The sequence below is a fragment of the Pseudomonas sp. 06C 126 genome, assembly GCF_001855215.1.
Classification (GTDB): domain Bacteria; phylum Pseudomonadota; class Gammaproteobacteria; order Pseudomonadales; family Pseudomonadaceae; genus Aquipseudomonas; species Aquipseudomonas proteolytica.
Window position 1 is genome coordinate 1 of record NZ_MIFU01000124.1, and the last position, 13,961, is coordinate 13,961.

Consider the following 13,961-nt stretch of genomic DNA (forward strand, 5'->3'; position numbering starts at 1 on the left):
GATCGGCCATCCATGGCCGTGTCGCGGCTACCCCGGCATCCATGCCGGGGTGCCCACTGCGCAATACCTGCCTGCGGCCATCGTGGTTTGACGGGGCGCCTGAGATCAAAAGCCAGATCAAAAGCAGAGCAACAGCAACAGCAACGCCAGAGCGCGCAGCTGCATCCCCCTGTGGGAGCTGGCTTGCCTGCGATTACGCCAGCAAGAACACCTCGGGGTGTCAGATACCCAACGTGATCGTTAACGACCTTCGCGAGCAAGCTCGCTCCTACCGGCGTAAGCCTTAAGTGGCGGGCCCTCGCTGTCGTCCAAAGCACCGCGCATCCCCCTCCAAGGCAGCGTTTAACCGCGCAGCCGGCCTTTCGATAATCGCCTCCGACACCCAGACCCCCCGTCGCGGAGCGCGCCATGCATAACAATAAGAACTTCCCCCGTCGTCTGTTGCCAGCCTTTATCGCCAGCCTCGGCTTGAGCTCGCTGGCCCAGGCCGAGATCGTGCTGTACGACAAGGACCAGACCACATTCTCCACCGATGGCTATATCAACGCCTTCTACGTCAACAGCGATGTGGATCGGGCCGGTGAGCAGTACGACCGGCGCCAGTCGCGGGTGAAGATGGGCTTTTTGCCCAACTACCTGGGCTTCAACATGGGCAAGCAGGTCGATGACCTCAAGCTCGGCGCCCGTGCTTCGTTCTGGGTGACCATCAACGACAGCGAAACCAACGGCACCGACACCGCCATCGACGTCCGTCAGTTCTACGGCACCGTGGCCAACCCCGAGTGGGGCGAAGTGCTGATCGGCAAGGACTTCGGCCTGTTCGCCCGCTCCAATATCCTGCTCGATGAACTCCTCGCCGGTTACGGCCAGGTCAGCGACAGCCTGGGCCTGGTGGACGGCGGTGGTGTGTCGTTCGGCAATATCGGCAGCGGCTACCCGTACCCGTTCCCCACCTCGCAAATCACCTACCGCACCCCGGTGATGGAAGGCCTGCGGGTGGCCGTGGGTATCATGGACCCGGTCGATACCAACGACAGCAGCGCCCTGGGCAAGGCCTACCAGAAGAACCCACGCACCGAGAGCGAGATCACCTACCAGTTCGACGTGGGCGGGGCGAAGATCTACAGCTGGCTCAATGGCAGCTACCAGACGTCGGACAACACCGACTCCACCGTCGAGTCGGTGACCTCCAAAGGCCTGGGCTACGGCGTGCAGGCGAAGATGGGCGGCTTGTCGCTCACCGGTTCCGGCTTCCAGGCCAAGGGCATCAACCCGTTCTTCACCAACAACGCGGGTGAGGCCACGCTGCGTAATGTCGACAGCAACGGCTACCTGTTGCAGGGCTCCTACAAACTGGGCAAGAACCGTCTGGCGCTGTCCTACGGCAAGACCAAGGACGACGGCAACGGCGTGGTCGGCAGCGGCGCGGATTATGAAACCCGTGGCATTGCCCTGTTCCATGACATCAACGACAACCTGAAGCTGGTGGCCGAGTACAACCAGTTCGAGATCAGCGGCCACGACACCAGTGCGCAGAACGAAGACACCGATACCTTTGCCGTAGGTGCGGTGCTCACCTGGTAAACCCAGCAAAAGATAGGCGCTGGTTTGTGTGGGAGCTGGCTTGCCTGCGATGTAGGCGCCTCGGTGGATCAGTTACACCGCGGTGATGCGATCGCAGGCAAGCCAGCTCCCACAAAAGCCATCTCCCAAACAAGCCAGCCCGGAGACTCTCATCCCATCGAAGCCCCGACCCAGTACCCAAGTAGCATAGGTCGCCATCCCGCGCGTTCGTACACTTGAGCTTAAACGGCGGAGGTGACCATGCAACAGGTGCACAGCGAAGGCGTAGTCACAGCCATGTCCCAGGCCAGCGAGGCGTGGCAGGTGGCCGATGAGCTGGCCAGCCAGTTGTTGCACCCGTACCTGGGGTTTGTGCTGTTCTTCTGCTCGGCTACCTACGATCTGCAGGCCCTCGGCCAGGCCCTGCAACAGCGCTTTGGTGGCGTGCGCGTGGTGGGTTGCACCAGCGCCGGCGAGATCACGCCCCAGGGCTATGGGCGCAATTGCGTGACGGCGGTGGGGTTTGATCATGCGCACTTTTCCATCGCCACCGAATTGATCGACCAGGTTGAACACTTCAGCCTGATCGACGCGCAGCAAATGGTCGAGCGCCTGGTGGGCGGCTGTCGCAGCAACACCCTGGCGCCGATCAAGGGCAACAGCTTTGCCTTGACCCTGCTCGATGGCCTTTCCAGCCGTGAAGAAATGGTCCTCGCCGCCTTGAGCGCGGCGCTCGGCGATATCCCGCATTTTGGTGGCTCGGCCGGTGATGACAACCACTTGACCCACACCCACGTGTATTTCGACGGCGCCTTCCACAGCGGCGCTGCCGTCGTGGTGCTGGTCAATACCTGGCTGGATTTCGAGGTGTTTACCACCCACCACATCCTGCCCCGCGCGCAGAAACTGGTGGTGACGGGGGCCGACAGCACCTCGCGGCGGGTGTTTGAGCTCAATGCCGAACCTGCCGCCGAAGAATACGCGCGGCATATCGGCGTGGCGGTGGCGCAACTTGACCACCGGATCTTCGCCGCCCACCCGTTGGCGGTGCGCATCAACGATCAGTACTACGTGCGCGCAATCCAGCAGGTCCACGATGACCTGAGCTTGAGTTTCTACTGCGCAGTGGAAAACGGCATCGTCCTTACCGCCATGACCCCAGGCCCGATCCTGCCCAACCTGCAGACCCTGTTCGACGGCCTGCAGGCGCGTCTTGGCGACCTGTTGCTTACCATCGGCTGCGACTGTTTCCTGCGGCGCCTGGAACTGGAAGACCACGGCACCCTGGAGCCGATCGGCGCCTTTTTGCGCGAGCAGCGGGTGATCGGGTTCAACACCTACGGAGAGCAGTTCAATGGCATGCACATCAACCAGACCTTTACCGGGGTCGCCATTGCCCGTGGTCGAACCCCTGGACAGCGCTGAACTGCGCGCGCAGATCAGCGCGCTGCAGCAGGACAATCGCAAGCTGGCGCGGATCAACGCCGCGCTGATCGAGCGTGTCGAATCGGGCGCGACCCGTGGCAACGACCCCTATGCGGCGTTCCAGCATTCAGTGGTGCTGGCCGAGCAGGTGCGCGAACGTACCGATGCATTGAACCAGGCCATGGCCGAACTCAAGGCCAGCAACCATCTACTGAGTGATGCACGACTGCGGGCAGAAACCGCGCACCAGCATTTGATCGATGCCATCGAGAGCATTTCCGATGCCTTCGTGCTGTTCGACCAGCACCAACATATCGTGTTGTTCAACAGCCGTTTCCAGGGATTCTGGAGCAACAGCCCGGTGCAGATTGTCGCGGGCATGGGCCTGCGCGAGGTCAAGCGGCTGATGACGGTCAACGGCCTGTTCACCGAAGAAGCCCACGGGCACGCCGATGAGACGCTGTTTTATCGCCTGGATAACGGGCGCTGGCTGCAAGTCAGCGAACGGCCGACCCAGGACGGCGGGCGGGTGATTCTGTTTACCGATATCACCGACGTCAAACTGGCAGAGACCCTGCGCCGAGAACAAGCCGTCGCGCAGAAGTCCCAGGAGAGTGAGCGCTGGATCCGGTTGATCACCGACCATGTGCCAGCGTTGATTGCCTACCTCAATGCCGATCTGGTCTACGAGTTCACTAATAAGGTGTACGAGCAATGGTATTGCTGGGCCCAGGGCGCGATGCTCGGCAAAAGCCTGCGCCAGGCCCACAGCGAGCAACATTACCAACGCCTGGAGGCCTACGTGGCGCAGGCGTTGGCGGGGGAGAGCGTGACGTTTGAGTTCGCCGAAACCAACATCAATCACCAGGAGCGCTACATGCTGCGCTCCTATGTGCCCAACCGCCTGGCCAGTGGCGAGGTGGTGGGGATCTTTGTGCTGATCCGCGACATCACCGAGCGCCGGCGCACCGCCGAGGCCCTGCATCAGGCCTATCAGAACCTGGAATTGCGGGTGCGCGAGCGCACGGCGGAACTGACTTCGCTCAACGACCAACTGCTGCAGGAAATCGACGAGCGCCGCCGCGTGGAATCGCGCCTGCGTGAAGCCAAGCTGGAAGCCGAGCAGGCTAACCTGTCGAAAACCAAGTTTCTCGCGGCGGTCAGCCATGACCTGTTGCAACCGCTCAACGCCGCGCGCTTGTTTACCGGCGCCTTGCTGGAACGGCGCGACCCGGTGGCCAACGAGACCCTGGTGCGCAACGTCAGCAACTCCCTGGAGGATGTGGAAAACCTGCTGGGCACCCTGGTGGATATTTCCAAACTCGATGCGGGGGTGATCAAGGCCGATATCGCGCCGTTTGCCTTGAGCGAACTGCTGGACAACCTCGCCGCCGAATACACCCAAGTGGCGCGCAGCGAAGGCTTGCAGCTGCATTTCATTGGCTGCTCGGCCCTGGTGCGCAGCGACATCCAGTTGCTGGCGCGGATCCTGCGCAATCTGTTGAGCAATGCCATCCGTTACACCTACAGCGGGCGTGTGGTGCTGGGGTGTCGGCGTGAGCATCAGCGCTTGTCGATCCAGGTCTGGGACACCGGCATGGGCATCGCCGAGGAGCGGTTGGAGGAGATTTTCCAGGAGTTCAAGCGCGGCGATGTGCAACGCCCCGACCAGGATCGCGGGTTGGGCCTGGGCCTGGCGATTGTGGAGAAAATCGCCAGCATCCTCGGGCACCGGATCACCGTGCGCTCGTGGCCGGGCCGCGGTTCGATGTTCAGCGTGCAGGTGCCGCTGAGCAACAGCGCACCCAAGGCCTTGCCTGTGCCTGTGATGAGCGAGCCGATGCTGGAACGTTTACAGGGCGCACGGGTGTGGGTGCTGGATAACGACGCGGCGATCTGCGCCGGTATGCGCACCTTGCTTGAAGGCTGGGGCTGCCAGGTGGTGACGGCGTTGTCCGAGCAGGACCTGGCGCGGCAGGTGGACAACTACCATGCCCAGGCGGATCTGCTGATTGCCGACTATCACCTGGACGACGAGCGCAATGGCGTGGACGCGGTGGCCAGGATCAATGCGCGGCGGGCCAGCGCGATCCCGGCGATGATGATCACCGCCAACTACAGCAACGAGCTGAAACAGCAGATCCGCGAACTGGGGCACACCTTGATGCACAAGCCGGTACGGCCGATGAAACTCAAGACCGCCATGAGCCACCTCTTGGGCCGCCCCTGACACAGCCTCGATCAAAATGTGGGAGCGAGCTTGCTCGCGAAAGCGGTGGATCAGTCAAATAAATGCTGAATGACACACCGCTTTCGCGAGCAAGTCCGCTCCCACATAGACCTTTAGCGCCGCAGGTAGGACCCAAAGTCGATATCCCCGGCACTGAGGATCGCCTGCACCCGATTATGCACATTCAACTTGCGCAGGATCGCCGACACGTGGGCCTTCACTGTCGTCTCGGCAATTTCCAGGGTGTAGGCAATCTGTTTGTTCGACTCGCCCTTGGTCATGCGCTCGAGTACCAGCAACTGCTTGCGGGTCAGGGCCTGGAGCAGTTCCGGGGCGAAGGCCGGGTTATCGTGCATGCGCCGCTGGCCGGGGTTTTTCTGGGTGCGGATGATATCCGGCGGCAGGTACACGTTGCCATTGAGGATCTGCTGGATCGCCTCGGTCATCTGCGCCCGTGGCGAGGACTTGGTGATAAACCCTACAGCACCGTAGGTAATGGCCTGCAGCACGATCTGCTTGTCCTGCTCGGCCGAGACAATCACCACCGGAATCGTCGGCGCTTCGTTGCGCAAGTTGATCAGGCCATTGAGGCCGTGCATGCCGGGCATGTTCAGGTCCAGCAGGATCAGGTCGAGGTCGTCGTGCTCCTGGGTCAGGGCCAGGGCGCTGTCCAGGTCGGCGGTTTCCATCACTTCGCTACCGGCAAAACCGTCGCTGATGACGTTATGGATCGCTTCGCGAAACAGCGGGTGATCGTCGGCAATCAGAATTTTGTACATGGCCGTTCACCTTTTTATTGTGGTTGTTCAGGGGCAAGCTCAAAGGGCTCAGGGTGCGCCGCAGCGACGGGCAGCTTCGCTGCCTCCCACGCGTCCAGGCCATCGCGATACCAATACACAGCGCTATAACCCAAGGCTTTGGCCCGTTTTACCGCGTTCCAACTCAACCAGCAATCGGAGCGGCAGTAGAACACTAACGGTTGCGCCAGGTTACCGTCGCTGTAGGTGTACAGGTGGCGGGCGAAGTAGCTTTGCCATTCGGGCGTCAGCTCGCCGTCGCCGGTATTGGCCAGCCAATGGCTGCCGGGCAGGTTGGCGTGGGGCTGGTCTTCGATGAACTGGCCGTGCAGCCATTGCCGGCGGTAAACGTCAATCAGCACCGGGCGCGGCTGTTGTGCCAGCAGCGCCTGCAAGGCCTGGGTATCGACGATGGTCGCGCCCGGCAAGTGGTCTGGGGTAGGGCTGCGGTAGAGGTTGATGCGGTAGCCGTCGCGGGAAAACAACGCGCTTGGCGCCTCGGCAGCCGCCAACAGCGGGGTCAGCGACAGCACGGCAACCAGGGTCAGTCGGGCGGGCAGCATGGCAGGTACGATCCTTATAGTTATGCGCCCATTACATGCCAGTCGCGCTGCCTTGGGAATGCGACGATAGACAGCAAAACCAGTACCAAAGTAGTAAATCACCCGCCGCTTGGGGGCTCTAGCATGAACGCAACGCTCATCCCCAGGAGTTGTACGATCATGCGAATTCTCAAGGCGCTGCTCTTGCCGTTTTTGCTGATCCTCAGCCTGATCGGGGTCGACAAGCTCCACGGCCCGCGACCGTCGCCCATTCCTATGATGCAAGTGCATGCATCATGAATATCCTGCTGGTGGACAAGCACGCGGTGGTGCGCCTGGGGTACGCCAGCCTATTGCGCCCGCTGTTGCCGGGCGTCGAAGTCCGCGAGGCGGGCAGCGGTGAAGAGGCGCTGCTGCGGGTGCAGGAAGCCGTGCCCAACCTGGTGATCAGCGGTGTCGGCCTGCCAGGCATCAGCGGCCTGGAAACCACCCGCCGCCTGCGCCAGCGCCTGCCGCAATTGCGCGTGTTGTTTTTCAGCCAGCACGATGAGCTGCCCCTGGTACGCCAGGCCCTGGAGACCGGGGCGTCGGGCTATATCACCAAGGGCGCGACGCCTGCGGTGATGACTGAAGCGGTGCAACGCATCCTCGACGGCCACACCTATATCGAACAGGCCCTGGCCACCGAGCTGGCCTACCATCCGGGCGATCATCGGTTGCAGGGCATGACAGCGCGTGAGCTGGAGATTTTCCTGATGCTGGCCAAGGGCACACCCACCCGTTCGATCGCTGATCAGCTGAGTATCAGCAGCAAGACCGTGTCCAATCACTTGACGTTGCTCAAGAGCAAATTACAGGTGACCTCCCATGCCGAACTGGTGCACGTGGGGATTGATATGGGGCTGGTCAGGGCCGCGGGATGATCAATATTTGATCGCGGTTGATAGCGTTAGATTATGGCCTTAATGCTTTTGATGTTGGCGCTCAATTGAACGGGCCAAAATGGATCCAAAATATGAAAAAAACTTCGATTAAATGAGTTTTATCATCCCAAGGCGCTTACAAATTCATCGTATCTATGCAGAATTGTCCTACAAGTAATGGCACCGTGCCATTTAGTGCTCAGGGACGACCTCAGTCATGAACCGCATTTTCAGTGTGATCTGGAATCACAGCCTCAACGCGTGGGTGGTTGCCAGCGAAAACGCCAGCCGACAGGGCAAGCGCGGTAGCGTTGGTGCGGTTCATAACGTGGAAGATAGCGAGCTGTGCGCCCCGTTGCGCACCTTGCAGTTTGCGATTGCACTGATACTCGGCGGTGCCGTCCTGGTGCCGGCCTCCGCGCTGGCATCTGGCTTGCCTACCGGTGGTCAGGTGGTGTTGGGCAATGGGCAAATCCTTACGCCCGACCAGCAGCAGATGGTCATCAACCAAACCACGCAAAAACTCGCCATCGACTGGCAGAGCTTCAACATCGGTGCCGACAAGAAAGTCACCTTCGTCCAGCCCGGCAAGGACTCCGTGGCCCTGAACCGCGTGGTCGGCAGTGATGGCTCGAAGATCATGGGCCAACTGAACGCCAATGGGCAGGTGTTCCTGGTCAACCCCAATGGCGTGCTGTTCGGCAAAGGCTCGTCGGTGGATGTCGGTGGCCTGGTGGCCTCGACCCTGGATATAACCAACAGCGACTTTGCCGCCGGCAACTATAAGTTCCAGGGCAAAGGCAGTGCCGACAATGCCAGTGTGGTCAACCAGGGCACGCTCAAGGCTGGCGACGGCGGCGCGGTGGCGCTGCTGGGCGGGACCGTGAGCAACCAGGGGGTGATCGCCGCCAAGCTGGGCAGCGTGGCTCTGGCCGCCGGCAATAAGGTGACATTGGACTTTGCCGGCGACGGCCTGCTCAACGTACAGGTGGATGAAGCCACCAAGAATGCCCTGGTGGAAAACCGCCAATTGATCCAGGCCGACGGCGGCCAGGTGATCATGACCGCCAAGGCCAGCGACGCCTTGCTGCAAACCGTGGTCAACAACACCGGGGTGATCGAAGCCCATACCCTGGGCGAGAAGGGCGGCAATATCGTCCTGCTCGGCGGTTTTGACGGTGGCACGCTGCAAGTGGCCGGTACCCTGGATGCCTCGGCACCGAGCGGCGGCAACGGTGGGTTTATCGAGACCTCCGGTGCCCATGTCAAGGTGGCCGACAGCGCAAAAATCACCACGGCAGCGGCCAAGGGCAAGACCGGCAACTGGCTGATCGACCCGACTGACTACACCATCGCCGCGACCGGTGGCGACATCACCGGGGCCGCTGTCAGCGATCGGCTGAAAACCACCAACATGACCGTTGCGACCGTCGCCACCGGTTCCGGCGCGGGCAATATCAACGTCAACGACACTGTGGTCTGGAACGCCAACACCCTGACCCTGACCGCCCATAACAACGTCAATATCAACAAGGAAATATTCGGCTCCGGCAGCGCCAAACTGGCCGTGGAATATGGCCAGGGTGCAGTCGCAGCGGGCAGTACCAGCAGCATCAATATCAAGGCCCCGGTCAACCTGGCGGCAGGGCAGAATTTCAGCACCAGGCAAGGCAGCGACGGCACGCGTGTGGACTACACCGTGATCACCAGCCTCGGTGCGATGGGCAGCGTTACTGGCCTGGACCTGCAAGGGATCAATGGTGCGTTGAGCGGCAACTTTGTGCTGGGTAGCAATATCAACGCCGCAGCCACGGCTACCTGGAACGGCGGTAAGGGCTTCGATTCCCTGGGCACGGTCGCAGGCGGCGAGTTTACCGGCACCTTTGATGGCCTGGGCCATAGCATCAGCAACCTGAGCATGAATCGCACCACCACCGATGCCGGCTTGTTCGGCGCTGTGAGTGCCACCGGCGCGGTGCGCAATGTAGGGTTGACCAATGTGTCGATCGCGTTGACGGGCACGCTGGTCGATGTCTTCCCGTCGATCTACGCCGTCGGCGCCTTGGTGGGTTACAACCGTGGGTGGGTCGACAACAGCTACGCCAGCGGTGCGGTCACCGGCACCGACTATGTACAACTGGGCGGCCTGGTGGGCACCAACACCGGTATCGTCAGCAACAGCCATACCGCAGGCACCGTGACGTCGACCAACTACGCCGGCGCGGCGGGGCTGGTCTCGTTGAACACCGACACGGGTATTGTGCGCAACAGCTATTCCACGGCGAATGTGATCGGTTTGCGCGGGGCGGGGCTGGGCGGCTTGGTGGTGCGCAACGAGGGGCGGATCGAAAACAGCAGTGCGACGGGGAATGTCACCAGTACGACCAACGCGCAGTACAACGGGGGGCTGGTTTCGGCCAACCGGGCGACGGGGGTCATCACCAACAGTTACGCCACGGGTAACGTTACCGGTGGCGGCACGGCGGGTGGGCTGGTGGGTAACAACTCCTCGGGCGGGCAGATCACCAACAGCTACGCCACCGGCAATGTGGGTATCAACGGGGTCGGCAGCGGCGCGTACAACGGTGGCTTGGTTGGCGCCAATCGGGGCAGTTTGAGCAACGTCTACAGTACCGGCTCGGTGACCGGCGCCCTCACCAATACGGCCAACAATGGTGGGCTGGTGGGTCTGAATGCCGGAGGCACCATCGTCAATGCCTATTCGGTGGGCAAGGTCACCGGTTCCGCTTCGGGCGGCCTGATTGGCCGGCACAGCGGTGGTTCGGTCACCAGCGGCTACTACAACATGACTGTCAACCCAGGGCTTTCAGGCTGGGGTAACGACGTCAGTACCGGTGATGTAGGTACCGGTGCCGCAGTGGGCTTGAGTTCCGCGCAAATGAAGCAGACCTCCAGCTTCCAGGGCTTCAATTTCAGCGCTTCACCCGGCGCCACAGGCAATGCCTGGGTGATGGTCAATGCCGACAGCAGCGGCATCAACAACGGCAGCAGTGGCACGCTGCCGATGCTGGCCAGCGAGTATTCCACGACCATCACCAACGCCCACCAACTGCAGTTGGTGGCCATGGACCGCAACGCCACATACACCCTGGGCCGCGATATCGTCGCCGGGGCCACGGCGGGAACGACTGATGTGTGGAATGGCACTTTTGTGCAACTGGGCGAGGCCAATCGAGGGATAAATTTCACGGGCAGCCTTGACGGCCAAGGGCACGTGATCAAAAACCTGAAGATTGACCGCGGCAATCAGCAATATAACGGGCTGTTTGGTGCGATCTCCGAGACGGGACGCGTCAGTAACCTGGGGCTTGACGGTGGCAGTATCAGCGGCGCGGCTTACACCGGTTCCATTGTCGGTTACAGCCTCGGGACGCTGACGGGCACTTTCTCCAGTGCGACGGTGACAGCCGAGGTCTATGCCGGTGGCTTGGTTGGGCAGCAAGGAGGGGGCAGTATTTCCAACTCCTATTTCAGCGGCTCTGTGACGGCAACGGCTGACTTGGCTGGCGGTTTGGTTGGGCAACTGGACGGCGGCAGCTTATCGAACAACTTCGTCAGTGGCCGGGTGACGGCTAGCTCGGGAAATGGGTTCGCTGGTGGGATCATGGGTTCCAATTTCGGTAATACCGTGTCTTCCGGCAATTTCTGGGACACCAACGCGACGGGGCAGCTTTATGCCGAGGGCGAGTGGATGGTGTTGCCGACGCAATCCGGTGGACTGACCACAACACAAATCCAGACCCTATCCACCTTTTCCAACGCCGGCTGGGACCTGGACAAGACCTGGGTGGTTTACAACGGTGGTTCTGGCCCGCTGCTGCGCAGCTTCATGACCCAGTTGAACGTGGTGGCTGGCGACGTCACGAAAACCTACGACGGCACTGCCTTCGGCGGCGCCTATACGCCAAACCTTGACGCCGACAGTCGACTGACCGGCTCACTGGTGTTGGGCGGCACTGGCGTCGGTGCGATCAATGCTGGCGACTACAGCCTGAAATTGAGCGGACTTGCCTCGACAGGTGGGCAGTTCGGCTATTCGATCAACTACATCGACGGCACCTTGTCGGTGAACAAGGCCACCCTGAGCACGGCCGGTACCACGGTCAACAACAAAGTGTATGACGGCACCACTGTCGCCACCCTGGGCGGTCATACGCTGTTCGGGCTGGTTGCCGCAGACATCGACAAGGTGACGTTGAGCGCTGCCTTTACCAGCAAAGACGCCGGCACTGGCATCCAGGTTGACCTGGGCCTGGGCGGCATCGCGGCAGGCAACTACAGCCTCGATACCAGCAGCCCGCTGAGCGCCAATATTACCCCCAGAGCCTTGAGCATCACTGGCCTGACGGCCGACAGCAAGGTCTATGACGGCACGACCTCCGTCAGTCTCCAGCCGTTTGCTCATCTCAGTGGCCTGGTGGTTGGCGAATCAGTGAGCATGACCTTGAGCGGTCAGTTCGCCGATGCCAATGCCGCCAACGGGAAAAACGTGCAGATCAACGTGGCCCTGGGCGACGCCGGCGGCCTTGCCCGCAACTACAACATAAACCCTCTGGACATCAGCCCGGTGCTTGCCAACATCACCCAGAAGGTCCTGACCATCAGTGGCCTGACGGCGAACAAGGTCTACGATGGCAGCGCTTCGGTGGCCTTGAGCGGTGGCACCCTCAATGGCCTGGTGGGCACGCAGACCCTGGGGTTTGACGCTATCGGCAACTTTGTGGACAAACATGCGGGTGTCGGCAAGGCGGTGACGGTTGCCGGTGTGACCTTGAGTAACGGCTCGGGGCTTGCGCAAAACTACACGGTCAGCCAGCCGGCCGGCCTGAGCGGTGACATTTCCAAGGCCGTCATCAGCGGCATCAGCGGCCTGACTGCCGTCAGCAAGGTCTACAACGGCAATACCGACGCCGCCCTCAGCTCCCTAGGTGCGACGATCAACGGAAAAGTCAGCGGGGATGACGTGGTATTGGCCAGCGCCGCCAGCGAGTTCACCAACAAGAATGCCGGCAATGACAAGACGGTCCTGATCAGCAATATCACCCTGTCAGGCAGCGACCTGGGCAACTACACCTTCGTCAACAACACGGCCACGGCCACGGCCAGTATTACGCCCAAGGCCCTGGCCATCATCGGCATGAGCGTTGTCGACAAAGTCTATGACGGTCGCCTCTCGGCCACGCTGAGCGGCGGTTCGCTGAGTGGTTTGGTTGGGAATGAAACCCTCGGGGTGACAGGTCTTACCGCCACCTTTGCGGACAAAAACGTCGGCACCGACAAGGTCGTGACGGCCAGCGGTACAACCCTGGTCAATGGTGGCAACGGCGGCCTGGCCAGTAACTACAGCCTTGCCAATCCAACGGGATGGACTGCCGATATCACCGCCAAGACCCTGACCGTTTCCGGGATCACCGCCAATAGCAAGATTTACGACGGCACCACGGCGGCCACCTTGTCCGGTGGCGTGCTCAGCGGTTTGGTCAGCGGTGAAACCCTGAGCCTCAACACATTGGCCGGGGTGTTCCTGGACGCCAACGTCGGTAATGCCAAAACGGTCACCGTCAGCGGTGGCGGCTTGGCCGATGGTACCGGCCTGGCCAGTAACTACATCCTGCGCAGCCCCACGGGTTTGAGCGCTGATATCAACGCCAAGGCCCTGACCATCACCGGCCTGACTGCCAACGGCAAGGTGTATGACGGCAACAACCTCGCCAGCCTCAGCGGTGGTGCGTTGGATGGTTTGGTAGGCAATGAAACCCTCGGCGTCACCGGCCTCAGCGCTACGTTCAGCGATAAAAACGCCGGCACCGGCAAGATCGTGACCGCCCGTGGCGCCACCCTGGTCAATGGCAGCAACGGTGGCCTGGCGAGCAACTACAGCATCAGCAATCCCATGGGCCTGAGCGCCGATATCAGTGCCAAGGCCCTGACCATCAGCGGCATGCAGGCCAACGGCAAAGTTTATGACGGCAACAACCTCGCCAGCCTCAGCGGTGGTGCGTTGGATGGTTTGGTGGGCAATGAAACCCTCGGCGTCACTGGCCTCAGCGCTACGTTCAGCGATAAAAACGCCGGCACCGGCAAGACCGTGACCGCCAGCGGCGCCACCCTGGTCAATGGCGGTAACGGCGGCCTGGCGAGCAACTACAGCCTTAGCAACCCTACTGGCCTGAGCGCCGATATCAGTGCCAAGGCCCTGACGCTCACTGGCGTGACAGCGGGCGGCAAGGTCTATGACGGCACTAACGCGGCGACCCTCAGCGGTGGTGTCCTGAATGGCCTGGTGGGCTCTGAGAGCCTTGGCGTGACAGGTCTTGGTGCAACGTTCGACGATAAAAACGCGGGGATCGGCAAGACCGTAACCGCCAGCGGCGCCACCCTGGTCAATGGCAGCAACGGCGGCCTGGCGAGCAACTACAGCATCAGCAATCCCATGGGCCTGAGCGCCGATATCAGCGCC

Annotated in this window: 7 protein-coding genes; 5 read left to right on the forward strand and 2 right to left on the reverse strand. The window is 61.4% G+C overall.

All coding sequences use genetic code 11. The features are described from left to right. The first annotated feature begins 408 nt into the window (after positions 1-408). From BHC62_RS23900 to BHC62_RS23910, 3 genes are all read left to right on the forward strand, one after another. Positions 409-1,584: a porin gene (locus BHC62_RS23900; RefSeq protein WP_029296517.1), complete on the forward strand. Its 1,176-nt coding sequence runs from the start codon at positions 409-411 to the stop codon at positions 1,582-1,584. A 240-nt stretch (positions 1,585-1,824) separates the two neighbouring features. Continuing rightward, positions 1,825-2,988 (forward strand): nitric oxide-sensing protein NosP, encoded by a 1,164-nt coding sequence (gene nosP, locus BHC62_RS23905; protein WP_070996387.1) that lies wholly within the window; start codon positions 1,825-1,827, stop codon positions 2,986-2,988. Continuing rightward, complete coding sequence (locus BHC62_RS23910) at positions 2,957-5,218, forward strand: PAS domain-containing hybrid sensor histidine kinase/response regulator (RefSeq protein WP_070996388.1); 2,262 nt, start codon at positions 2,957-2,959, stop codon at positions 5,216-5,218. Before nosP ends, BHC62_RS23910 begins: the two co-directional genes overlap by 32 nt. Before the next feature lie 113 nt (positions 5,219-5,331). On the opposite strand, the gene BHC62_RS23915 is transcribed toward BHC62_RS23910, so the two are convergent. Further along, positions 5,332-5,997 carry a response regulator transcription factor gene (locus BHC62_RS23915; protein WP_029296512.1) on the reverse strand — a complete coding sequence of 222 codons (666 nt, stop codon included), beginning with the start codon at positions 5,995-5,997 and terminating at the stop codon, positions 5,332-5,334. Positions 5,998-6,011: 14 nt separating this feature from the next. After that, positions 6,012-6,578 carry a PQQ-dependent catabolism-associated CXXCW motif protein gene (locus BHC62_RS23920; protein WP_070996389.1) on the reverse strand — a complete coding sequence of 189 codons (567 nt, stop codon included), beginning with the start codon at positions 6,576-6,578 and terminating at the stop codon, positions 6,012-6,014. A 275-nt stretch (positions 6,579-6,853) separates the two neighbouring features. Between BHC62_RS23920 and BHC62_RS23925 the strand changes: the two genes are divergently transcribed. Continuing rightward, positions 6,854-7,480: a response regulator transcription factor gene (locus BHC62_RS23925; protein ID WP_029296507.1), complete on the forward strand. Its 627-nt coding sequence runs from the start codon at positions 6,854-6,856 to the stop codon at positions 7,478-7,480. Positions 7,481-7,697: 217 nt separating this feature from the next. Then, positions 7,698-13,961: YDG domain-containing protein (locus tag BHC62_RS23930; protein ID WP_070996390.1), on the forward strand; the 6,264-nt coding region annotated here is incomplete at its 3' end.

Excerpts from the sequence above, each read along its gene's own strand:
- BHC62_RS23925 (WP_029296507.1), top strand. The coding sequence starts at position 6,854 with ATGAATATCCTGCTGGTGGACAAGCACGCGGTGGTGCGCCTGGGGTAC.
- nosP (WP_070996387.1), top strand. The coding sequence starts at position 1,825 with ATGCAACAGGTGCACAGCGAAGGCGTAGTCACAGCCATGTCCCAGGCC.
- BHC62_RS23915 (WP_029296512.1), bottom strand. The coding sequence starts at position 5,997 with ATGTACAAAATTCTGATTGCCGACGATCACCCGCTGTTTCGCGAAGCG.
- BHC62_RS23900 (WP_029296517.1), top strand. The coding sequence starts at position 409 with ATGCATAACAATAAGAACTTCCCCCGTCGTCTGTTGCCAGCCTTTATC.
- BHC62_RS23920 (WP_070996389.1), bottom strand. The coding sequence starts at position 6,578 with ATGCTGCCCGCCCGACTGACCCTGGTTGCCGTGCTGTCGCTGACCCCG.